This is a genomic window from Tsukamurella pseudospumae (assembly GCF_001575205.1).
Taxonomy (GTDB): Bacteria; Actinomycetota; Actinomycetes; order Mycobacteriales; family Mycobacteriaceae; genus Tsukamurella; species Tsukamurella pseudospumae.
On the sequence record NZ_LSRE01000014.1, the window covers coordinates 61,546 to 82,436 of the forward strand.

22 protein-coding genes are annotated in these 20,891 nt (G+C 70.7%); 16 read left to right on the forward strand and 6 right to left on the reverse strand.

Features of this window, described 5'->3' with window-relative positions; translation table 11 throughout:
• Positions 1-103 precede the first annotated feature (103 nt).
• Positions 104-982: a hypothetical protein gene (locus AXK61_RS12475; RefSeq protein ID WP_197466799.1), complete on the forward strand. Its 879-nt coding sequence runs from the start codon at positions 104-106 to the stop codon at positions 980-982.
• A gap of 108 nt (positions 983-1,090) precedes the next feature.
• On the opposite strand, the gene AXK61_RS12480 is transcribed toward AXK61_RS12475, so the two are convergent.
• A complete protein-coding gene (locus AXK61_RS12480) occupies positions 1,091-1,978 on the reverse strand; it encodes an HAD family hydrolase (protein ID WP_068575280.1) in 888 nt (295 codons plus the stop codon).
• A 122-nt stretch (positions 1,979-2,100) separates the two neighbouring features.
• On the opposite strand from AXK61_RS12480, the gene AXK61_RS12485 reads away from it, so the two are divergent.
• The 7 genes from AXK61_RS12485 (at position 2,101) to AXK61_RS12515 (ending at position 8,742) form a co-directional block, all read left to right on the forward strand.
• Entirely contained in the window at positions 2,101-2,343 is a 243-nt protein-coding gene (locus AXK61_RS12485; protein WP_068574237.1) for a glutaredoxin family protein, read from the forward strand.
• A 207-nt stretch (positions 2,344-2,550) separates the two neighbouring features.
• Positions 2,551-3,888, forward strand: coding sequence for a glutamyl-tRNA reductase (locus tag AXK61_RS12490; protein WP_068574239.1), 1,338 nt, complete (start codon positions 2,551-2,553; stop codon positions 3,886-3,888).
• The gene (hemC, locus tag AXK61_RS12495; protein ID WP_068574241.1) at positions 3,881-4,855 is read left to right on the forward strand and encodes a hydroxymethylbilane synthase; all 975 of its coding nucleotides are present in this window, start codon (positions 3,881-3,883) and stop codon (positions 4,853-4,855) included. Before AXK61_RS12490 ends, hemC begins: the two co-directional genes overlap by 8 nt.
• Positions 4,856-4,881: 26 nt before the next feature.
• Positions 4,882-6,603: a bifunctional uroporphyrinogen-III C-methyltransferase/uroporphyrinogen-III synthase gene (locus tag AXK61_RS12500; RefSeq protein WP_231855527.1), complete on the forward strand. Its 1,722-nt coding sequence runs from the start codon at positions 4,882-4,884 to the stop codon at positions 6,601-6,603.
• A gap of 21 nt (positions 6,604-6,624) precedes the next feature.
• Complete coding sequence (gene hemB / locus AXK61_RS12505) at positions 6,625-7,617, forward strand: porphobilinogen synthase (RefSeq protein WP_068745574.1); 993 nt, start codon at positions 6,625-6,627, stop codon at positions 7,615-7,617.
• A 55-nt stretch (positions 7,618-7,672) separates the two neighbouring features.
• Positions 7,673-8,254 (forward strand): hypothetical protein, encoded by a 582-nt coding sequence (locus AXK61_RS12510; protein ID WP_156485647.1) that lies wholly within the window; start codon positions 7,673-7,675, stop codon positions 8,252-8,254.
• Complete coding sequence (locus tag AXK61_RS12515; protein WP_068745579.1) at positions 8,251-8,742, forward strand: DUF3093 family protein; 492 nt, start codon at positions 8,251-8,253, stop codon at positions 8,740-8,742. The genes AXK61_RS12510 and AXK61_RS12515 overlap by 4 nt, the downstream gene beginning before the upstream one ends.
• Here the strand turns inward: AXK61_RS12515 and AXK61_RS12520 are convergent.
• Positions 8,726-9,298, reverse strand: a complete 573-nt coding sequence (locus AXK61_RS12520; RefSeq protein WP_068745626.1) for a TetR/AcrR family transcriptional regulator — start codon at positions 9,296-9,298, stop codon at positions 8,726-8,728. The two genes, AXK61_RS12515 and AXK61_RS12520, sit on opposite strands and share 17 nt — an antisense overlap.
• Positions 9,299-9,430: 132 nt before the next feature.
• On the opposite strand from AXK61_RS12520, the gene AXK61_RS12525 reads away from it, so the two are divergent.
• Positions 9,431-11,176 (forward strand): GMC oxidoreductase, encoded by a 1,746-nt coding sequence (locus tag AXK61_RS12525; protein ID WP_068745581.1) that lies wholly within the window; start codon positions 9,431-9,433, stop codon positions 11,174-11,176.
• 103 nt (positions 11,177-11,279) lie between these two features.
• Here the strand turns inward: AXK61_RS12525 and AXK61_RS12530 are convergent, their stop codons facing one another.
• Positions 11,280-11,693, reverse strand: coding sequence for an endonuclease domain-containing protein (locus AXK61_RS12530; RefSeq protein WP_068745583.1), 414 nt, complete (start codon positions 11,691-11,693; stop codon positions 11,280-11,282).
• Between the two features lie 290 nt (positions 11,694-11,983).
• Positions 11,984-12,463 carry an NUDIX hydrolase gene (locus AXK61_RS12535; RefSeq protein WP_068745585.1) on the reverse strand — a complete coding sequence of 160 codons (480 nt, stop codon included), beginning with the start codon at positions 12,461-12,463 and terminating at the stop codon, positions 11,984-11,986.
• Positions 12,464-12,502: 39 nt separating this feature from the next.
• On the opposite strand from AXK61_RS12535, the gene AXK61_RS12540 reads away from it, so the two are divergent.
• The 7 genes from AXK61_RS12540 to AXK61_RS12570 all read left to right on the forward strand — a co-directional run bounded on the left by AXK61_RS12540 (position 12,503) and on the right by AXK61_RS12570 (position 18,925).
• Positions 12,503-13,648: a serine hydrolase domain-containing protein gene (locus AXK61_RS12540; RefSeq protein ID WP_068745587.1), complete on the forward strand. Its 1,146-nt coding sequence runs from the start codon at positions 12,503-12,505 to the stop codon at positions 13,646-13,648.
• A gap of 71 nt (positions 13,649-13,719) precedes the next feature.
• A complete protein-coding gene (locus AXK61_RS12545; RefSeq protein WP_068574257.1) occupies positions 13,720-13,926 on the forward strand; it encodes a heavy-metal-associated domain-containing protein in 207 nt (68 codons plus the stop codon).
• Between the two features lie 23 nt (positions 13,927-13,949).
• Positions 13,950-14,573, forward strand: coding sequence for a CYTH domain-containing protein (locus AXK61_RS12550; protein WP_068745590.1), 624 nt, complete (start codon positions 13,950-13,952; stop codon positions 14,571-14,573).
• A 99-nt stretch (positions 14,574-14,672) separates the two neighbouring features.
• Positions 14,673-16,838 (forward strand): MMPL family transporter, encoded by a 2,166-nt coding sequence (locus tag AXK61_RS12555; protein WP_068745592.1) that lies wholly within the window; start codon positions 14,673-14,675, stop codon positions 16,836-16,838.
• Between the two features lie 3 nt (positions 16,839-16,841).
• Positions 16,842-17,519 (forward strand): TetR/AcrR family transcriptional regulator, encoded by a 678-nt coding sequence (locus AXK61_RS12560; protein WP_068574265.1) that lies wholly within the window; start codon positions 16,842-16,844, stop codon positions 17,517-17,519.
• 69 nt (positions 17,520-17,588) lie between these two features.
• Positions 17,589-18,068 (forward strand): hypothetical protein, encoded by a 480-nt coding sequence (locus AXK61_RS12565; protein ID WP_068574267.1) that lies wholly within the window; start codon positions 17,589-17,591, stop codon positions 18,066-18,068.
• A 41-nt stretch (positions 18,069-18,109) separates the two neighbouring features.
• Positions 18,110-18,925 (forward strand): DUF1266 domain-containing protein, encoded by an 816-nt coding sequence (locus AXK61_RS12570; protein WP_175400083.1) that lies wholly within the window; start codon positions 18,110-18,112, stop codon positions 18,923-18,925.
• Between the two features lie 19 nt (positions 18,926-18,944).
• Here the strand turns inward: AXK61_RS12570 and AXK61_RS12575 are convergent, their stop codons facing one another.
• On the reverse strand, positions 18,945-19,886 hold the full coding sequence (locus AXK61_RS12575; RefSeq protein ID WP_068745593.1) for a hypothetical protein: 942 nt from the start codon (positions 19,884-19,886) through the stop codon (positions 18,945-18,947).
• A gap of 61 nt (positions 19,887-19,947) precedes the next feature.
• Entirely contained in the window at positions 19,948-20,868 is a 921-nt protein-coding gene (locus tag AXK61_RS12580; protein WP_082778171.1) for a tetratricopeptide repeat protein, read from the reverse strand.
• Positions 20,869-20,891 lie beyond the last annotated feature (23 nt).

The window sequence follows — 20,891 nt, forward strand, 5'->3', positions numbered from 1 at the left end:
CGCGCGCGTACGCGACAATGCAGCGGACGGCGTGGGGGCGTCGGTCAGGGGGATGAGCATGTCGGAGGACACGTCCGCACAACACCGCCATCGGAAGGAACTGTTGGCAGTCGGTGCGACGGATCGCCAGATCCGGGTATGGCAACGCGAGCAGAAGATGACGCGGGTGTGGCGCGGTGTCTACCACCTCGGTGGGAGGCTGCTGCCGTGGGAGGAATTGCGGCTCAGCGCGATCGCCGCCGCGCAGAGATCGAGCGACGCGACGGTGCTCAGCCATGAGGCGGCGGCCGCGGTGCACGGGATGGGGACACTGAACTCCGATTGGCGCACCGTCGATTTCACGGCGGACGGCGTCCGCGGTGGAACGAAGCGGGGGCGCCGCAGGCTGCACGTCCGACGACTGGACGCGGAGGACGTCGTCGTGGTCGACGGGGTGACGGTCACGTCGATCGCGCGAACGGCGCTCGACCTCGCGCTGGCCGGTGATTTCGTCGCGGCCGTCTGTGCGCTGGATGCGGCGTTGCGGTTGGGCGTCTCGCGGGAGGAGCTGGAGGCGGCGATCGGCAGGCTCGGTCGGCGGCGGGGGATCGCCAATCTGCTTGCCGCACTGGCCGAGGCGTCGCCGCTGTCGGAGTCCGTCGGCGAGTCCCGCAGCCGGGCGCTGATGCTCAAATGGCCCGAGATCCCGCGCCCGGAGTTGCAGCGGGAGTTCTTCAACGAAGCGGGTGCGCTCGAGGCGCGGGTCGACTTCCTGTGGGCCGAGCGCGTGGTCGGCGAGTTCGACGGCAAGGGGAAGCAGGGGAAGGGGTTCACCTCGGAGCAGCGGATCCAACGCGACAGCCTGCTCATGGGGCGGAAGCTGTACCCGACGCACTGGGACTGGGACGACTGCGAGGAACCCGACCGCCTCCGGAACAAGCTGCGCGACGCTCTCGAGCCCTTCGACCTGCTCCTCGACGGATCTTCCCGCTATCGGTCTTGATTCTGCATAACGCTGCAGCGTTATGAAGAATCAGAACTGATCGGTGGACCGCGGTCCGCCCCGCAAGACGGCCGCCCAGGCCGGGCGGCACCGTCGACCCGGACGTCGCTAGTCGTCGCTGAAGTGCTTGATCAGCGCGGCTGCGCCGCCGATGGCGACGCCGACGCCGATGGCGGTCGGGACGCCGATCTTGGCGGCCTTGCGGCCGGTGCGGTAGTCGCGGATCTCCCAGCCCCGCACCCGCGCGACATCGCGCAGGTCGGAATCCGGATTGATGGCGACGGCGGTGCCGACCAGGGAGAGCATCGGCACGTCGTTGTGGGAATCGCTGTAGGCGGTGCAGCGCTTGAGGTTCAGGCCCTCGCGGATCGCCAGCGAGCGGACTGCGTGGGCCTTGCCGAGGCCGTGCAGGATGTCGCCCACGAGCTTGCCGGTGAAGATCCCGTCCTGCGACTCCGCCACGGTACCGAGCGCGCCGGTGAGGCCGAGCCGGTCCGCGATCGTCTGCGCCAGCTCGACCGGGGTGGCGGTGACGAGCCAGACCTGCTGGCCGGCGTCGAGGTGCATCTGCGCCAGCGCGCGGGTACCGGGCCAGATCTTGTCGGCGATGATCTCGTCGTAGATCTCCTCGCCGACGGCCTTGAGCTCCTCCGTGGACCGGCCGGCGATGAAGGACAGCGCCTTCTCGCGCCCCGCGGCCACGTCCTCGCTGTTCTCCTTGCCGGTGAGCCGGAACTTGGCCTGCGCCCACACGGCCGACGCGAGGTCGGAGTAGCTGAAGTAGTTGCGCGCGGCCAGGCCACGGGCGAAGTGCACGATCGACGCGCCCTGAACCATCGTGTTGTCGACGTCGAAGAAGGCGGCGGCCGTCAGATCCGGCGGCACCGTACCGTCCTCGCGGCCCTCCTTCTCGAGCAGCAGCGAGTGTGCGGCATCGGCGCTCGCTTCGCCCGCCGCACTCTGCCGACGTTCGTCAGCGCTGGCCTGGTCGGACAAGGGCACCTCCCGCGTTGCGTGGTCTCGTCCAACCTTATATCCCGCGGGCCTGGGGTGCGGGCAGGCCCGGGAAGGCGGCCCGCATCGGTGCCACCGCGCTCCGCACCCGGCACACTGAGCACATGGCTGTCATCACACTCCTCACCCGTGAGGGCTGCGGCATGTGCGCCCGCGCGCACGACGAGCTCACCGCGCTCCGCGCCGAGGTGCCCTTCGACTACGAGCAGGTGGACGTCGACGCGCCGGGCAACACGGAGCTGCGCGGTGAGTACGGCGACATGCTGCCGGTGGTACTGCTCGATGGTTCCACGCACAGCTATTGGGAGGTGGACGTCCGCAGGCTGCGCGCGGATCTGGCCACCTGAGTGGTCCGCGGCTGTTCGAAGTGGACGTCGCGCACCTGAGAGCCGATATCCTGGGCTGAACGACCCTCGCGGGCGACCCCTCGTCACCTGCACGGGTGAGGTCGGGCTGGGCGCGTTTTCCCATTTCAGGGGATGCGGGGTACCGTGCCTGTACGGGAAACTACCGACTGTAGTTGCCCGCAGATGATCTTCGAAGGAGCAGCGAGGGTGTCGGTTCTGCTGTTCGGCGCGTCGCACCGCAGCGCGCCGGTGTCGGTGCTGGAGAAACTGGCCATCACCGAGACCGATCGTCCCAAGGTGTTGGCGCAGCTCATGGAGTCGCCCCACATCGACGAGGTCATGGTGGTCACCACCTGCAACCGGATCGAGATCTACGCCGTCGTCGAGGCCTTCCACCCCGCGCTCGAAGCGGTGTCGGACGTGCTCTCCGCCCGCTCCGGCCTCTCCATCAACGAGCTCAGCAAGCACGCCTTCGTCCGCTACTCCGAGGCCGCGGTCCAGCACCTGTTCTCGGTGGCCAGTGGCCTCGACTCGATGGTCGTGGGCGAGCAGCAGATCCTCGGCCAGATCCGTGGCGCGTACGCCGCGTCCGACGAGAACCAGGTCGCGGGCCGGGTCGTGCACGACCTCGCACAGCGCGCGCTGCACGTCGGCAAGCGCGTGCACACCGATACCGGTATCGACAAGGCCGGCGCCTCCGTCGTCTCCGTCGCGCTCGACCGTGCGCAGTCGGTCCTCGGCGCACAGGGCGGCTCGCTGCGGCGCGCCGTCGTGGTCGGCGCCGGCGCAATGGGCGGCCTCGCCGTCGCGCATCTGGCGCGGGCGGGCGTCGCCGATGTCACCGTCGCCAACCGCACGGAGGAGAAGGCGGGCCGCCTCGCGCAGGCCGCTCTCGACGCCGGGGTCGACGGTGCGCGGTCCGTCCCGATGGAGGGCATCGTCGAGGCGCTCGCCGACGCCGACGTCCTCATCGCCTGCACCGGCGCGGTCGGCAGCGTGGTCAGTCTCGCGGACGTGCACTCCGCCCTCGCGCAGCGCACCGTCGACAGTGATCTGGTGGTCTGTGATCTCGGCCTGCCGCGCGACGTGGACCCCGCCGTCGTCGGGCTGCCGGGCGTCACCGTCATCGACATCGACGCGCTCTCCCGCGAGCCCGGCACGCAGGCGGCCGCCGAGGACGCCGAGAAGGCGCGTGGGATCGTCTCCGACGAGCTGGCCGAGTACCTCTCGGCCCAGCGGTCCGCCGAGGTCACTCCGACCGTCACGGCGCTGCGTCGCCGCGCCGCCGAGGTCGTGGAGGCCGAGCTGCTGCGCCTCGACTCACGGCTGCCGGGCCTGGAGGGCACGGATCGGGACGAGGTGGCGCAGACGGTGCGCCGCGTCGTCGACAAGCTCCTGCACGCCCCGACGGTGCGCGTCAAACAGCTCGCGGCGACGCCGGGCGGCGACTCCTACGCGCAGGCGCTGCGCGAGCTCTTCGAACTCAAGCCGGGCGCCACGGGCGTCGTCTCAGCAACCGAAGGATCCGAAGACCGAAGTGTCTGAACCGGCCACGCAATCCGTCCCTGATTCCACTCCCGCCACCCCGCCCGGCCCTATCCGCATCGGCACCCGAGGCTCGCTGCTCGCGACCACGCAGGCCGGCACGGTGCGCGACGCCCTGATCGCGCAGGGGCACCCCGCCGAGCTGGTCATCGTGGCCACGCCCGGCGATCTGAGCTCCGATCCGGTCGAGAAGATCGGCGTCGGCGTGTTCACCTCCGCGCTGCGTGACGCCCTGGCCGCCGGCGAGGTGGACGTGGCCGTGCACTCGTACAAGGACCTGCCCACCGCGCCCGACGATCGGCTCTCGCTGGCCGCCGTGCCGACTCGGGAGGACTCCCGGGACGCCCTCGTGGCGCGCGACGGACTCGTCCTGGGGGAGCTGCCGGCGGGCTCCGTGGTGGGCACCTCGAGCCCGCGGCGAGCCACACAGCTTACTGCACTGGGTCTGGGTTTGGAAATCCGCCCCCTACGAGGCAACCTTGACTCTCGGTTACGCAAAGTAGCGGACGGTGAACTCGACGCGATCGTGGTCGCCCTCGCCGGACTCAAGCGGATCGGTCGCCACAACGAGGTGACGGAAGCGCTCGACCCGGTGCAGATGCTGCCCGCGCCCGCTCAGGGCGCACTCGCAGTGGAGTGCCGACGCGACGATGCGGAACTGCATTCCGTGCTCTCCGGCCTGGACGATCCGGTCACGCGCGCGGCGGTCTCCGCCGAGCGTGCCCTCCTCGCCGAGCTGGAAGCCGGGTGTACCGCGCCTGTCGGTGCGATCGCGGAGGTCGTCGAGTCCCTCGACGACGACGGTCGGATCTTCGAGGAGCTGTCATTGCGGGGCGTCGCCCTCGCGGCGGACGGCTCCGACTCGGTCCGGGCCTCCGTGGTCGGTCCGGTGGGCGACGCCGACGCGTTGGGCATCGCGTTGGCACGGGAGCTGCTCGACCTGGGCGCACGCGACCTGCTCGCGTAGCACCCGCAACTACTGGGAGCCGATACATGAGCCGCATTGCACAGACCGCGAAGGCCGACACGGCAGCCGACACCGACGCGGTGTCCACCCGCGCCGCCGCGAAGGCGAACAAGCCGGCCCGGGGCCGCGCGACGGTGCCGGGGCGCATCACCTTCGTGGGTTCCGGCCCGGGCGATCCGGGTCTGCTCACCCTGCGTGCAGAGCAGACTATCGCGGGCGCCCGGACGGTCTTCACCGACCCCGACGTTCCGCAGACCGTCCTCGACATCGTGGGGTCCGCCCTGCCCGTCGAGCCGATCGACACCGAGGAGGACGGCGCCGACACGGCCTCCGCCTCCGCGGCGAAGGGCCGCAAGAGCGAGCCCGCGTTCCGCAACCCCGCCTCCGTCGCGCCCGCGCTCGGCGAGCCGGCCGAGGTGGCCAAGACGCTGCTCGCGCAGGCCCGTCACGGGCACGACGTCGTGCGTCTGGTCGCGGGCGACCCGCTGTCCTCGGACGCGGTGCTGGCCGAGGTCAACGCCGTCGCCCGGACGCAGATCGCCTTCGAGATCGTCCCGGGCCTCGCACCCGCGACCGCCGTCCCCACCTACGCCGGAATGGCGCTGGGCTCGGCGCACACCGAGGCCGACGTGCGCGGCGAGGTCGACTGGGCGGCGCTGGCCGCGGCACCGTCGCCCCTGGTCCTGAGCGCGACCGCCGAGCACCTGGCCGACACCGCCTCCGCGCTGGTCGAGAACGGCCTCGCGCCGCAGACCCCGGTGGCCGTGACGGCGCAGGGGTCGACCTGCAAGCAGCGGACCCTGGAGGCCACCCTGGCCACCCTCGGGGACACCGCGGCCGGCCTGACCGGCCCGCTCGTTGTCACCGTGGGCAAGGTCGTGGGGCAGCGCGCCAAGCTGTCCTGGTGGGAGTCGCGCGCGCTGTACGGCTGGACCGTGCTCGTGCCCCGCACCAAGGACCAGGCCGCCGAGATGTCGAACCGGCTGCGCAGCCACGGCTCCATCCCGATGGAGGTGCCGACCATCGCGGTCGAGCCGCCCCGCAGCCCGGCCCAGATGGAGCGCGCGGTCAAGGGCCTCGTCGACGGCCGGTACCAGTGGGTGGTCTTCACCTCCACGAACGCCGTGCGCGCCGTGTGGGAGAAGTTCATCGAGTTCGGCCTCGACGCTCGCGCCTTCTCCGGCGTGAAGATCGCCTGCGTCGGTGAGCAGACCGCCGCGAAGGTCCGCGCCTTCGGCATCGAGCCGGAGCTGATCCCCACCGGGGAGCAGTCCAGCCTGGGCATGCTCGAGGTCTTCCCGCCCTTCGACGACGTCTTCGACCCGGTCAATCGGGTCCTGCTGCCCCGCGCCGACATCGCCACCGAGACCCTCGCCGAGGGCCTGCGCGACCGCGGCTGGGAGATCGACGACGTGACCGCGTACCGGACGGTGCGCGCCGCGCCGCCGCCCGCGTCGACCCGCGAGATGATCAAGACCGGTGACTTCGACGCGGTCTGCTTCACCTCGAGCTCGACGGTGCGCAACCTGGTCGGCATCGCAGGCAAGCCGCACGCCCGCACGATCGTCGCGTGCATCGGCCCCAAGACGGCCGAGACCGCGATCGAATTCGGCCTGCGGGTGGACGTGCAGCCCGAGACCGCATCGGTGGAGGACCTGGTCGAGGCGCTCGCCGCACACGCGTCCCGGCTCCGCGCCGAGGGCGCCCTGCCCCCGCCGCGGAAGAAGCCGCGCCGCTCGCGCTCCTAACGGTCAAGTAGGCTGGGAGACATGACGTTCCCCCACGTGCGGCCGCGCCGGCTGCGCATCACGCCCGCCGTCCGGCGGCTCGTCGCCGAGGTCTCGGTGGAGCCGCGGCAGCTCGTGCTGCCGATGTTCGTGCGCGACGGGATCGACGCGCCGGCGCCGATCTCGTCGATGCCGGGCGTCGTCCAGCACACCGTCGACTCGCTGCGTGCCGCGGCCGACGAGGCGGTCCGGGCCGGGGTCGGCGGGATCATGCTGTTCGGGGTCCCCGACGATGCGGACAAGGACGACGAGGGCAGCGTCGCCTGGCAGCCCGACGGGGTGCTCAACCGGGGCCTGCGCGCCCTGCGTGAGGACCTCGGCGACACCACGGTCATCATGGCCGACACGTGCCTGGACGAGTTCACCGCACACGGTCACTGCGGGGTGCTCGACGGCGCCGGGCGCGTCGACAACGACGCCACCCTGGAGCGCTACGCGCTGATGGCGGTCGCGCAGGCCGACGCCGGGGCACACATGCTGGGGCCGTCGGGGATGATGGACGGCCAGATCGGCGTGATCCGCTCCGCGCTGGATTCCGCGGGCCACCAGGACGTCTCGATCCTCGCCTACACCGCGAAGTACGCTTCTCCCTTCTACGGCCCGTTCCGCGAGGCCGTCGGGTCGTCGCTCGTCGGGGACCGCCGGACGTACCAGCAGGACGCGGCGAATCGGCGGGAGTCGTTGCGCGAGTTGGAGCTCGATCTCGCGGAGGGGGCCGACCTGGTGATGGTCAAGCCCGCGATGAGCTACCTGGACGTGCTGGCCGACGTGGCCGCCGCCTCGCCGGTTCCCGTTGCGGCGTACCAGATCTCGGGGGAGTACTCGATGATCACCGCGGCCGCGCAGAACGGCTGGATCGACCGCGACGCCGCGATCCGCGAGTCGCTGCTGTCGATTCGTCGAGCCGGGGCGGACATCGTCCTGACCTACTGGGCCACCGAGGCCGCACAGTGGTCGAAGAGGGGAACGTGGTGAACGTGAGCCCCGTACACGACGATTCGGCGCGTGGCCGGACAGATGGAGCGCAGTGGTGAACATGCAGCACCAGGGCCCCGTCTGGCCCGGTCCCGGGCCGCAGCCGCCCACGTGGCCGGCGCCGCCGCCCGCGCCCAAGCCGCCGCGCGGTCCCCGGCCCGACGATGTGAAGCTGTCCGTGCAGCTGTGGATCTTCGTGATCCTCGCGTCGGTGGTCTCGTCGGTGGCGACGGCGGTCATCAACCGCGGCTCCGATGCGTTGCGCGAGGAGTTCGCGGCGATGCAGAAGGGCGAGGGCACCCTCGCGAAGATCAACCGCGAGCAGTACAAGACCTTCGAGCAGTTCGACGCCAGCGTGTTCCTGTTCGCGCTCGTGGCGGTGGCCCTCGGCGTGATCGTGGTCGGTCTGCTGGTGTTCTTCCTGTGGCGGGGCCAGGGGTGGTCACGCTTGGTGCTGCAGTTCGTCGCGGCGTTCGTGCTCGTGCAGGGCGTGCTGGGGTTCTTCTCGGGCGAGGGGGAGATCGCGGTGCCGGCGATCCTGGCGGCGATCGCCGTGGTCGGCGCGATGATCACGGCGAACAGCCGGGACGCGCTGGAGTACTTCAATCCGGGCTCGATCGCGAGGGCGCGCCGGTGACTGCTCCCGCTCCGCCCCTGTACGCCGAGCGGGGACTCTCGCGGATCTGGTTGGTGCTGGTCCCGCTCGCCACGCTCGCCATGATCCTCACGCAGTGGCTGCTCGCGGGCCGCACGGGGGAGTGGTGGATCTGGCTGTTCCTGGGCCTGGCCACGCAGGGCTTCGTGTGGCTGCAGGTAACCGCCGGCCGCACCCACGTGTCCGTCGAGCTGACGGAACACGAGCTGCGGTGCGGCGAGGAGAGCGTCCCCGTCGCCGAGATCGGGCGGATCCTCCCCGGGAAGGCTCCGGACCACCCGAAGAGGGCCGCGCCGGAGGATTTTCCCGCGTGGACCTCGGCCCGGCCGATGGGCCGCCTCAGTCAGATTCCGCGCCGCAGGTACGGCGTGGGGCTGCAGCTCACGGACGGTTCGACGGTGCAGGCCTGGGCCCGCAACGACTACGCGCTGCGTGCGTCCCTCGAGCCCCTGCTCACGAAGGCGGGATGAGCCCGCCGGCGGCCCGGCTGATCTGATCGGCCGCCCGGTCGACGGGGCCGCGCGGCCCCAGTAGGTGGCTGACGGTCAGGCGGACGAAGACCTCGACGGCACCGTCGGGCACCCGGGCGGGGAGCGCCTGCGCGACTGCGGCTACGGCCCGGTCGAGCACCGCCGACGGGTCCGTGGTGAGCAGCGGGAGCAGGTCGGCATCGCCGCGGTCACCCGCGAGAATGGACTTGAGCAGCGCATTGTCCGCGCCGTACTCGAGGGCGAAGGTCGCGGCGGCCGCCAAGCCCGCGCGGAGGTCGTCGGGGTGCTCGCCGAGCCGGGCGACGACGCCGGCGAGATAGTCGTCCGTCTCCCGGGCGATGAGCGCGCGGGCCACCTCGTCGCGGGCGCCGACGGCCTTGTAGAGCGCCGTGCGGCTGACCCCGACCCGTTTGGCGATGAGCGACATGTTCACCGCGCCCCAGCCCTCGTCGTGGACCAGGTCGCGGGTGGCGTCCAGTGCGCGGTCGCGCAGTAACTGCTTGACCTCGACCTGGAAGCTCGCGGGGGCGCTCATGCCGACAGCGTACATCCTGGCTCAGTCTGTGCGCATGGTTGACAGATCGGCATGATGTGTAATCAAATAGAACACGACAGTGATTCATGTCACCCGGCGACCGCCCTGCCGTGGAGACCGAAGGAGACCGCCATGTCCAGCTCAGCCACCCCCGCGCACGCCGATACCACCGACTACGACGTGCTCGTCATCGGATCCGGCTTCGGTGGATCCGTCACCGCCCTGCGCCTCACGGAGAAGGGCTATCGCGTCGGCGTGCTCGAGGCGGGCCGGCGGTTCGCGGACGAGGACTTCGCCAAGACCAGCTGGGACCTGCGCAAATTCGTCTGGATGCCGGCGCTCGGCCTGTACGGCATTCAGCGGATCCACATGCTGCGCGACTGCCTGATCCTGGCCGGGGCCGGCGTGGGCGGCGGATCGCTGAACTACGCGAACACGTTGTACAAGCCCCCGGCCTCGTTCTTCGAGGACGATCAGTGGGCGGGTATCACCGACTGGTTCGACGAGCTCTCGCCGTACTACGACCAGGGGCGCCGCATGCTCGGCGTGGTCCAGAACCCGCACATGACGCCGGCCGACGAGATCGTCAAGCAGGTCGCCGATGACATGGGTGCGGGCGACACCTTCATCCAAACCCCCGTGGGTGTGTACTTCGGGGAGCCCGGCAAGACCGTTCCGGATCCCTTCTTCGGCGGCGCCGGCCCGGACCGCACCGGCTGCATCGAGTGCGGCGAGTGCATGACCGGCTGTCGGTGGGGCGCCAAGAACACGCTGGTCAAGAACTACCTGGGGCTCGCGGAACGGGCCGGCGCGCAGGTGCATCCGCTCACGACGGTGACCGACGTGACCCAGCTGGTCGACGGCACCTGGGCGGTGTCGACGGTCCGCTCCGGTGCCAAGGTCCGCAAGCGTCGTCGAACCTACACGGCGCAGCACGTCGTCTTCGCGGCCGGCACGTGGGGCACGCAGCAGTTGCTGCACCGGCTGCGCGACACCGGGGCGCTGCCTCAGCTGTCAGACCAGGTCGGCGTGCTCACCCGGACGAACTCCGAGTCGATCCTCTCCGCGGTGCGGATGACCGTCGACAAGGAGCTGGACCTCACGCGCGGCGTGGCGATCACCAGCTCCTTCCATCCGAGCAGCGACACCCACGTCGAGCCGGTGCGCTACGGCAAGGGCTCGAACGCGATGGGCATGCTGCAGACGCTGATGACCGACGGCGGCGGCCGCGTGCCGCGCTGGCTGAAGTTCCTCGGCACCGTCGTGCGGCACCCGCTCGAGTTCCTGCGCGTGCTGTTCGTGAACGGTTGGAGCGAGCGGACGATCATCGCGCTCGTCATGCAGAACCTCGACAACTCGATCACGACGTTCACCAAGCGCGGCCTGTTCGGCCGGAAGATGTCGTCGCGCCAGGGCCACGGGGAGCCGAACCCCACGTGGATCCCGTTGGGCAACGAGGCGACCCGACGGATCGCCGACAAGATCGACGGTGCCGCCGCCGGTACCTGGGGCGAGGTCTTCAACATCCCCATGACCGCGCACTTCCTCGGCGGATGCGCCATCGGTGAGGACCGGTCCACCGGCGTCATCGATGCCTACCACCGCGTGCACGGCTACCCGACGCTGAGCGTCGTCGACGGCTCCGCCGTGTCCGCGAATCTCGGCGTGAACCCGTCGCTGACCATCACGGCGCAGGCCGAGCGGGCGGCGGCGTTGTGGCCCAACAAGGGCGAGGTCGACACCCGCGCGCCGCAGGGTGAGCCGTACCGTCGCATCGCGCCCGTCGAGCCGCGACGGCCGGCCGTGCCGGCGAGCGCACCCGGTGCGCTGCGGCTGCCGATCGTCGAGATCCGCCGGGGCGATCGGGTCATCGGCTAGCGCGACCCGCCGTCGCCCGTCGCTCGTCACCTGCTCCGCCGAAGTCGAATCGAGGTGAGCGACGCGGCCGCATCCTCCGCGCCGCCGCTCTCGATGAGAATTCCTAGACCCGTGTCCGCCCGCGATGTCGCCGGGAGCGCACCATGTCGATGATGTCGGCCAATACGGTGTCCCAGTCGTACGTCACGTCGCTGTAGTCGATGCGCAGCACGTGGTAGCCGCCGATCGTCGACTTCCGGTCCCGGCGTGCGTCCACCTTGCGCTGCTCGCCGTTGTGGTAGCGGTCGCTGTCGCATTCGACGATCAGGCGGTCGCCGACCAGGAGGTCCGCCGTGCCGACCTCTGCGATGGTCACCTGGCTGCGGACCTGGATGTTGGCCGGCCGCAGACGGTGCCGGGTCACCGACTCGGTGCCCGACTGCGCCGCGGGGTCGAGACCGTTCAACAGTCGCTGCACGCGCTGCGGAGCGCCGTCGAAGACCTCCCGGAGCTCCTGCTCGGTGTGCGGTTCGGTCATCCGGAGCACGGAGTCGAAGAGCGCGACGAGGTAGTAGTCCTCGCGGACGCAGTGGGCGGCGCATTGCAGCGCGATTCCGGGCGGCGATCTCGGGAATCAGTTCGTGCATGCCCTGATCCTCGCCGCCGATGAGCAGCGGAGCGCAGCCGAAACCGGTGTGCTGTGGAGAGAAGAAGTTATGTACCCAAAGATGTGGATGGGTCGGCGCCACGAATTCCATCCAGGGAGGCGAGGCGACAAATAGTGCCGCGCCGAGTAGATCGATCGAATCGTCGGAACGGGCCGGACGGCTACGGTCGCCAGGCGAGGTGGGTGTCGCCGCGAAGGGCGGCGAGGCCGCGGTGCACGCGCTCGGTCTGCCGGACGGACATCGGCGGCAGCGCGTTCGGGGCGAACCAGGCGATCTCCAGGGATTCGTCGTCGGCGACGTGCGCCTCGCCGGAGACGTACCGGCACAGGAACAAGATCGTGAGGTACTGCGCCGCATCGCCGTTCGGGTAGCGAACCGGCTCGTCGGTGCGCAGCGCGAGCAGGTCGACTACCTCCGCCTCGACGCCCGCCTCCTCCCGTATCTCCCGGACGATCGCCTCGGCGGGCTGCTCGCCGGGCTCGAGGATGCCGGCGATCGACGCCCACTCGCCGGTGTCGGCGCGGCGGCCCAGCAGGACCTCGCCCGCCTCGTTGACCACCACCGCCGCGACGCCGGGCAACCACAGGAGATCGGTGCCGATCTTCTCGCGGATGCTGCGCACGTACTCGGGAATGGGCATGCTTGTCAGCGTACGTAACGATCCGATCGGGAGGGTGCCGTGCTGCAGGAACTGCTCGAGCGGGAGGTGGCCCAGGGGCTTCCGGGCGCCGTGGCCGCGTTCGGCGATCCGACGGACCTGGAGGTCGCCGTCGCCGGCGAGCGGGCGCCGGGCGTCGCGATGTCCCGGGACACGGTCTTCCGCATCGCCTCGATCGGCAAGCCGATCCTCGCCGCTACCGCGCTCGTGCACGTCGAGCGGGGCACCGTCGGCCTCGACGACCCGGTGTCCCGGTGGCTCCCGGAGCTCGCCGAGCCGCGCGTGCTGCGAGACTCGAGCGGCCCGCTCGACGACACCGTGCCAGCCGTCCGGCCGATCACCGTGCGGCACCTGATGTCCTTCACCGGCGGACTCGGGATGATCTCCGATTTCTCCGCGCCGCTGATGGCATCCCTGTTGGGCGACCTGCACCAGGGGCCGGCGGACCCGCTCGGTACCCCGCCGCCCGATGAGTGGCTCGCCCGGGCCGCGCGGATCCCGCTCGCGCACCAGCCGGGGGAGGGGTGGACCTACAACACCGGCGCGGATGTTCTGGGCGTCCTGCTCGCGCGCGCCGCGGGCGGCACGCTCGGCGAGGTGCTCGACGATGCCGTCCTCGGCCCGCTCGGCATGTCCGACACCGCCTTCCGTGCCACCGACGCGATGCGCTCGAGGCTCGGCGACGCCGTGATGAACGGTCCCGGCGGGCTCGAGGTCGTCGACCCCGCCGACGGTGCCTTCGTCCCGCCGCCGGTCTTCGAGTCCGGCGCCGGCGGCCTGCTCTCGACGCTCGACGACCTGCTCCGGTTCGGCGGGATGCTCCGCGGCGGAGGCGAGTTCGACAGTGTCCGCGTGCTCGGCGCCGAGTCCGTGGCGGCGATGACGGCAGTGCAGGTCCCGCCGCAGCCGGGCGATGTCTTCCTCGACGGCGCGGCGTGGGGCTACGGCGGGGCGGTCGACGTGGACCGCGCTCATCCGTGGAGCGTCCCCGGCCGGTACGGCTGGGTCGGGGGCTCGGGGACGGCGCTCTACTTCTACCCGGACACGGGGCGGGTCGCCGTGTGGCTCGGGCAGCTGCAGCTGGCGGGACCCTCCGAGTTCGGCGCCATCGGGCGCTTCCTGACGGCCGCGACGGGTGAGGCGGGTGCTGGCACGAAATACCCCTAGGGGGTATGATTGGTTTGACGGTGGGCCGGATCATGAGAGGTCAAAGGCCCGTCCGAGATGAGGAGTGGAAGATGGCAGTGGAGAGCACCTACACCGTGACCGGGATGACCTGCGGGCACTGCGCGGCATCGGTCCGCGAGGAGATCTCGGAGATCGGCGGCGTGACGAACGTGGACGTGAACGTCGAGACCGGCGCGGTCACCGTTGCCAGCGACGCCGAGCTGACTCGCGACGCCGTCGAGGCCGCGGTGAAGGAAGCCGGTTACACGCTGGTGTGACCTCGACCGGTTACGGTTGAGGCATGTCTGAGCAGGGTTTCGGGGATTTCGAGTTCGAGCGCAAGTTCTTCGTGCGCGAGGTCCCCGAGGCCGCTGCGCTCGATCCGGCGCCCACGCTCATCGTGCAGGCGTACCTGTTCGCCGCCGACGGATACGCGGTCCGGGTGCGCGTGCAGGGGCCGGCCCCGTCGGAATTGACCGACGATCCCGGTGCGCTCATCGATGCCCTCGCGGACGCGACCACCGGCACGATGGCGGCCAAGGGGCCGGCCGTGAGTGGTACCCGCTACGAGGCCGAGCGGGAGCTCGATGCGCTGGTGGCGGGCCAGATCGTCCGCCGTGCGGAGCACGTCGTGGCCAAGGTGCGCTACTCGATGTGGCTCGGCGAGGACGGGTGGATCATCGATGACTTCCTCGGCGCCAACGCGCCGCTCGTCATGGCGGAGGTGGAGCGCGGCGGCCCCGTCGTCGACCTCGCGATCCCGGACTTCTGTGCCACCGAGGTGTCCGAGGACGACCGGTTCCGCAACGAGTACCTCGCCCACGTGCCCTTCGGCGGCTGGGCCGATGCGTACACCCGCGAGCTCGCGCTGCTCGGACCGCGGTTCGTGCACTCCCTCGGTGAGAACCGCCTCGGCGGGGTGTAGCGGGCAGCATGCTCGATCTCCTACCCCGGGCGGTTGACGGACCCTGTGATAACGCTGTTAACTTAACGTCGTTATTACAACTCTCCGGGAGGTCGGACGATGATCGACGCACTCACGCGGCTGGTCGCGCGGCGCGCGAAGGCGGTGCTGCTGCTCGCGGTGATCCTGTTGGCGGGGCTGGGCCTCGCCGGCGCCGGCGTCGCCGACAAGCTGCAGGCCGGGGGCTACGTCGACCCACAGGCCGAGGCGATGCAGACTTACAACCACATGGCCGACGACTTCCACCGCGGCGGCCTCCCGCTCGTGCTCGCGGTGTCCGTGCCCGAGGGGCAGGAGGGCCCGGCGTCCGCCTACGGCCGTGACCTGGTCGACCGGCTCAAGGGCGACGGACGGGTCGAGAGCGTGGTCGACGGCTTCTCCGCGCCCACCCCGATGCTGCTCAGCGAGAACAAGCGCACCGTGCTCATCGTCGCCTCGATCGCGGGTGGCGAGTCGCAGGCGCCGCTCAACGCGAAGGCCATCGTCGCGAGCCTGCCCGGGGCACCGTCGCCCGTCACGATGACGCCCGGCGGTCAGGCCTACAGCTACGCACAGATCAACGACCAGTCGTCGAAGGACCTGCTCGTCGCCGAGGCGGTCGCCATCCCGATCACCTTCCTCGTGCTGGTGTGGGTGTTCGGCGGGCTTGTGGCGGCGGCCATCCCGGTCCTCATCGGCATCGCCGCGATCATCGCGACCACCGGCATCCTGCGTGCCTTCACGGCCATCACCGATGTCTCGATCTTCGCGCTCAACCTCACCACCGCGATGGGCCTGGCGCTCGCGATCGACTACACGCTGCTCGTCCTCAGTCGCTACCGCGAGGAGGTGGCCGCAGGCGGTGACAGGCCGGAAGCGCTGCGCCGCACCATGAACACCGCCGGCCGCACGGTGATCTTCTCCGCCGTGATCGTCGGTCTCTCACTGGCCGCGATGGCGATCTTCCCGATGTACTTCCTGCGCTCGTTCGCGTACGCGGGTGTGGCGGTGGTGGTCTTCGCGGCGCTCGCCACGCTCGTCCTCACGCCCGCGATCCTCACCGTCCTCGGCGACCGGGTGGACGCCCTGAAGATCGGCCGGCGCGGGCCCGAACCCGACCCGCACGACAGCCTCTTCTACCGCTTCACCCGCGGCGTGCTGCGGCGCGCCGTTCCGGTCGGCCTGGCCCTCATCGCGCTCCTGCTGGTGCTCGGAAGCCCCTTCCTCAGCATCCATTTCGGTTTCCCCGACGACCGCGTGCTCCCGGCCTCGGCGTCCTCGCACCAGGTGGGCGACACCATCCGCACGGACTTCGCGGAGGACGCCTCGGGCCAGGTCAGCGTGGTCCTCACGGAGAAGGTCGACGACGGTGCCGTGGCCGACTACGCGACGCGCCTCTCGACCGTCGAGTCGACGGGCACCGTCGTCTCCTCGACCGGCACGTACCTCGGCGGGCATCGGATCGCCGACGGTGACCCGACCTCCCGGGCGTCGAACGGCACCGTCCTGGTGACGGTCTCGTCGAAGCTCGACCCGCTGACCAATGCCGCGTCGGACCAGCTCGATCGGCTGCGCGAGGTGCGCGCGCCCGCTCCGGCGTCGTTCGGCGGGTCCGCGCAGCTCAACCGCGACTCGGTCCAGTCGATCCTCGACACCCTGCCCACCGTGCTGATCGTGATCGCGGTGACCACCTTCATCCTGCTGTTCCTGCTCACCGGCAGCCTCGTACTGCCGCTGAAGGCACTGGTGATGAACGTGATCTCACTGTCCGCGGTGTTCGGCGCCCTGGTCGCGATCTTCCAGTGGGGCTGGCTCGGCGGGCTCGACACCACGGTGACCGGCGCGATCATCGCCAACATGCCGGTGCTGATGTTCTGCATCGCGTTCGGACTGTCGATGGACTACGAGGTGTTCCTGCTGTCCCGGATCAAGGAGTTCTGGGACCACTCGCCGACGCACGACCGCGCCGCCAACGACGAGGCCGTCGCGATGGGCATCGCCCGCACCGGCCGCGTGATCACTGCTGCGGCGCTGCTGATGGCGATCGTGTTCGCGGCCATCGGATTCGCGGGTGTGTCGTTCATGAAGATGTTCGGCGTGGGCATGATGATCGCGGTCCTGTTGGACGCCACCCTGATCCGCATGCTGCTGGTGCCCGCGTTCATGCGGGTGGCGGGTACGTGGAACTGGTGGGCGGCCGCCCCGCTGAAGCGCCTGTACGACCGCGTCGGTCTGCGAGAATCGTAGGCCATGGCAGAGGAGCGACGGCGGCGCAGCAAACGCGGGGACGGTGACCGTCTCGGTGCCGACATCCTCGACGCCGCCACGGAACTGCTCGTCGAGACCGGCAGCGCCGAGGCGGTCTCCATTCGCGCGGTGGCGCAACGGGTCGGGGTCACGCCACCGTCGATCTACCTGCACTACGCGGACAAGGGCGCGCTCCTGGACGCCGTCGTCGGGCGGTACTTGGAGCAGCTCGACGATGCCCTCCGCGCGGCCGACGCAGGCGCCGTCACGCCGCTCGAAGCGGCGCGCGCGCAGGGACTCGAGTTCGTGCGCTTCGCGGTGGAGAACCCCGAGCAGTACCGGCTGGCGATGATGGACCCGTCGGACTCCGCCTCCGACGTGGACGTCGTGCTGAACAACGCCGCGTTCAGCCACCTGGAGGAGACGGTGCGCCGCCTCCAGGACGTGGGCTTCTACCCGCCGGGCGACCCGCGCCCGATCGCGCTGCGCATGCTGACGATCGTGCACGGCGTGGCGTCCCTGATGGTGGCGAAACCCTTCCTGCCCTTCGGGGACGAGTTCGAGTACGCCGACGCCGTGATCAGCGGTGCCTGCCTGGGGCTGGCCCTCACCGCCGGGATGACCGAGCCGCCCGACGGTGCCGAGGCCCTCCAGTTGGTGCGCGATCTGCGCGGGGATTGAACCGCGGTGCAAGCGCATCCCAAGCCCGGAGGTCCACACTGGAACGGACGGCACGGCGAAGGAGTAGGCATGCAGGTCGACGGTGCGCCCCACCACGTGTGGGAGCCGGGAGTGCACGACGCGGAGCGGATCGCGCGTGCGTCGGCCCTCCTGGTCGTGCGCCGGGCGACGTGGATCGTGACGACGGTGCTGTGCCTGGCCCTGGGCGCCGCGCTGATCGCGCTCGGCGACGGTGCGACTCCGTACATCGTGATCCTCGTGCTTCCCCTGCTGCTACCGGCCCTCACCTACGTGGTCACGCGGCGGTCGCTGCGGCGCAGCTTCGCGTCCGGCGCGCCCTGGACCTCGACCTTCGGGCCGGCGACGATGACCATCGTCTCGCCGGCCGGGATTTCGACGCTCAACTACTCCGACATGACCGACGTCCGCGCTCGTGGCCCGTTCGTCACGATCACGATGCGCACCGCCGGGCGCGTCAGCACCTTCTCCGAGCTGGTGCCGCCGGGCGCCGTGGAGTTCCTGCGCGGTCGGATCGGTGGGCGGGCGTGACGTACCGCTCCGGCCCCCGATCGAGTGACTAACCTATGGACATGACCGCTCGACCCGAGGTCACGCTGTGGCCCAATGGTGACCGCAAGTCCGATTTCCACTGGACCGGGGCGTCGATCACCGACAATCAGCTGCGCGCGCTCTCGCTCGGCGCGTACGTCGGACGCACCTGCAGCCACGCCGTGGACACGGTGTGGCGGGAGTGCACCCGCCACGGGGGTGAGGGCACCACCGCGCAGCAGGCCGCGGCGGACCTGCGGAAGTCGTGGAGCGTCGAGGACGCGGTGGAGCTGCGGCGGACGGTGGGTCGGCTGCTCGACGGGATGCACTCCCCGCTCTACGAGGTGGTCTTCCCGCTCGCGGAGCCACTGGGTATCGCCAAACGCGATGGCAAGGCCATGGATTCGCCGCTGACGCTCGAGGAGCACCGTCGGTTCATCGCGGTGCGTGCCCGGCTCGTGGGCGAGGATCCCGGGCGGGCGATCGAGGCGCACGAGGCGATCTATCGGCTCATCGCGATGAAGCTGCTCGGACGGCTGGGTGCGGTGTCGTTGCCCCCGCACGTGCGCGCGTGGGATCTCGCGCGGGTCCCGGTGGTGGCGCGCATGGGATTCACCGCCGGCCTCATCGACGAGGGCGAGGCGTGGCAGCTGATGGGAGCGGCGCTGCGGAGCGCGCAGGCCGAGTACCCGGACTGGGAGACCTTCGCCGACGGCCTGCTCACCGGTCGCGCGTTCTGGCTGGCCATGAGCGATGTCACCGAGGTCGAGGCCGAGGACACCCGCGTCGCGGCTGAACTCCACTACCTGCTCGAGGCCGACACCAGCCCGTGGCGGCGGGTCTCGCTGCAGCCCTGATGGTGCTCTCCGTCGCAATTCATTCCCAGTCGCGCCGCGGGGACTGCTCGGGAGGTGCGACGCCGAAGATCGCCGCGACCCGCGCCCCGACCTCCGCTTCGGGCACCGTGCCGGCGTCGATCTGGGTCATCAACGCCGAGTAGGCCCGGTACTGTTCGGCGACCTCGTTGCCGCGCAACGGTTCCGGTGCGGGCGCGACGGCGTAGATGGAGAAGCTGCGCGCATTGTTCGTGGTCAGGTAGAAGCGGTGGTACGCGGAGTTCGACCGCAGCCACACCTTGTACTGCCCCGTGCGATCGACGAGGTTCACCTGAACGTGCCCCGCGTCGTTCGACTCCCCCTGCGTGATCCGGATGAGCACGGAAAGGGGAAGTTCGAGGATCGTCGGGGTCGGTGTGGCTGTCGCGTAGAGCAACCGTCGATCCGTGACGAGCAGCGGCTGCCACCCCTCGTCCTTCACCCGCCACACCTCGAAGGCGCCGAGCACCAGTTCGTCGTCGCCGACTGCATCGACCAACCACTGATCCGCGGACGGTAGCGGATCGAGTTGTCGGAACCAGTACATGGCGGCCTTGATGTCCGGGCGTTCGCGGCTCGCGGCACCGTAGTTCGGGCGCGCTGCGGCGGGCCTGGTCAGCGTGTCGTCCACGGCGGTCGACGGTGGCCGGAGCACGGGCGACGGGTCCCCCTGCGGGGCGCGACGGGCCTTGAAGGCCGCGTCCCGGAATGCGACGGCCGCTGGCCACTGCTCGGGTGCGATCGAGATCATGGTGGGATCGCCGGACAGGTCCGCAGCGGAGGTCGCGGGAGCTCCTACGCGCTGGACGTGCACGAACCCCGCCGTGATGCGGATGTCCTCGACGTCCCCGAGCGGCACCGTCACCGTCCTGCCGCCGCGGTGGATCTCGACGGCGCCGTCCGTCAGGAGGAGCCAACCGCCCGCGGTCCTGAACTCGGTCATAGGCCGATGGTAGCCGTCGCGCGCCCGGTGGGCCGGGGCCGTCCGCGACGATCCCGAAGGATCACCCGAGCGGACGCTCGAGGCCCATCGCGCCAAGACGCAGGTCGACGGTGCCCTCCCCGAGCAGGTAGTCGGCGTCACTGAGCAGGCGCGCTGCGCGCGGCGGATCGGGCCGGAGGGCACCGTCGCCGGTGAGCAGCATGACCCCCGCGGTGAAGGCCGCCATCCCGTGATTCTGTTCCGCCGCGCGCAGGTACCAGCGCAGCGATTCCTCGGGGTCGCGGACGAGGCCGTACCGCCCGGTGGCGTAGGCGGCGCCGAGGTTGTAGGCGGCGCGGGAGCTGCCCAGCTCGGCCGCGCGCCGCGACCAGCGCAGCGCTTCCTGGTCGTCCTGAGCCGCACCCACACCGTTCAGCGAGCGGACCGAGACCTCGAAGGCACCGTCGGCGCTGCCCCGACCGGCGGCCTCGGTGAAGAAGTCCCCGGCAGCCTCCTGATTCTCGGGGACGCCGAACCCGGCCTGCAGGAGGTAGCCCGCGTGGACCAGGGCATCGAGGCGGTCGGGGTGGGTGACCTGGAACGCCTTGGCCTTCCGCCAGGCCTCGTGCGCGACATCGGTGCGGTCCGCGCGGTAGATCGCGCGCGAGAGCAGGTACGGGGCCTCGTCGGAGCCGGCGGCGATCGCCCTGCGATACAGATCGATCGCGCGGGCGTCGTCGAGGGGCAGCAGCGGCGACTGCCACGTCCCGCCCGTCACGTACAGCGCCGCGAGCTCGACGTAGGCGTCGGCGACACCCGCTCCACCCGCCCGCTCGAAGCCCGCGATCATCACGTGCGGCGCGTCCGGCGGGAGCAGGCCGATCAGGTGCTCGTTGCGAACGAACGCCCCCGACAACTCGCAGGCCTGATGGAAGAGCAGCTGCGGGTCGGTGCGCGGGTCGTCGAGCGCTCGCCGCAGGTCGACGTAGGACTGCGATGCCATGGCGTCACAGTACGACGCCACGG

What these genes read in the sequence shown, in the direction of transcription:
- hemB (WP_068745574.1), top strand. Translation starts at nt 6,625, where the DNA reads ATGACGTTCCCCCACGTGCGGCCGCGCCGGCTGCGCATCACGCCCGCC.
- AXK61_RS12520 (WP_068745626.1), bottom strand. Translation starts at nt 9,298, where the DNA reads ATGAGCGCCCCCGCGAGCTTCCAGGTCGAGGTCAAGCAGTTACTGCGC.
- AXK61_RS12545 (WP_068574257.1), top strand. Translation starts at nt 13,720, where the DNA reads ATGGCAGTGGAGAGCACCTACACCGTGACCGGGATGACCTGCGGGCAC.
- AXK61_RS12580 (WP_082778171.1), bottom strand. Translation starts at nt 20,868, where the DNA reads ATGGCATCGCAGTCCTACGTCGACCTGCGGCGAGCGCTCGACGACCCG.
- AXK61_RS12550 (WP_068745590.1), top strand. Translation starts at nt 13,950, where the DNA reads ATGTCTGAGCAGGGTTTCGGGGATTTCGAGTTCGAGCGCAAGTTCTTC.
- AXK61_RS12565 (WP_068574267.1), top strand. Translation starts at nt 17,589, where the DNA reads ATGCAGGTCGACGGTGCGCCCCACCACGTGTGGGAGCCGGGAGTGCAC.
- AXK61_RS12555 (WP_068745592.1), top strand. Translation starts at nt 14,673, where the DNA reads ATGATCGACGCACTCACGCGGCTGGTCGCGCGGCGCGCGAAGGCGGTG.
- AXK61_RS12530 (WP_068745583.1), bottom strand. Translation starts at nt 11,693, where the DNA reads ATGACCGAACCGCACACCGAGCAGGAGCTCCGGGAGGTCTTCGACGGC.
- AXK61_RS12535 (WP_068745585.1), bottom strand. Translation starts at nt 12,463, where the DNA reads ATGCCCATTCCCGAGTACGTGCGCAGCATCCGCGAGAAGATCGGCACC.
- AXK61_RS12560 (WP_068574265.1), top strand. Translation starts at nt 16,842, where the DNA reads ATGGCAGAGGAGCGACGGCGGCGCAGCAAACGCGGGGACGGTGACCGT.
- AXK61_RS12570 (WP_175400083.1), top strand. Translation starts at nt 18,110, where the DNA reads ATGACCGCTCGACCCGAGGTCACGCTGTGGCCCAATGGTGACCGCAAG.
- AXK61_RS12485 (WP_068574237.1), top strand. Translation starts at nt 2,101, where the DNA reads ATGGCTGTCATCACACTCCTCACCCGTGAGGGCTGCGGCATGTGCGCC.
- AXK61_RS12525 (WP_068745581.1), top strand. Translation starts at nt 9,431, where the DNA reads ATGTCCAGCTCAGCCACCCCCGCGCACGCCGATACCACCGACTACGAC.
- AXK61_RS12575 (WP_068745593.1), bottom strand. Translation starts at nt 19,886, where the DNA reads ATGACCGAGTTCAGGACCGCGGGCGGTTGGCTCCTCCTGACGGACGGC.
- AXK61_RS12500 (WP_231855527.1), top strand. Translation starts at nt 4,882, where the DNA reads ATGAGCCGCATTGCACAGACCGCGAAGGCCGACACGGCAGCCGACACC.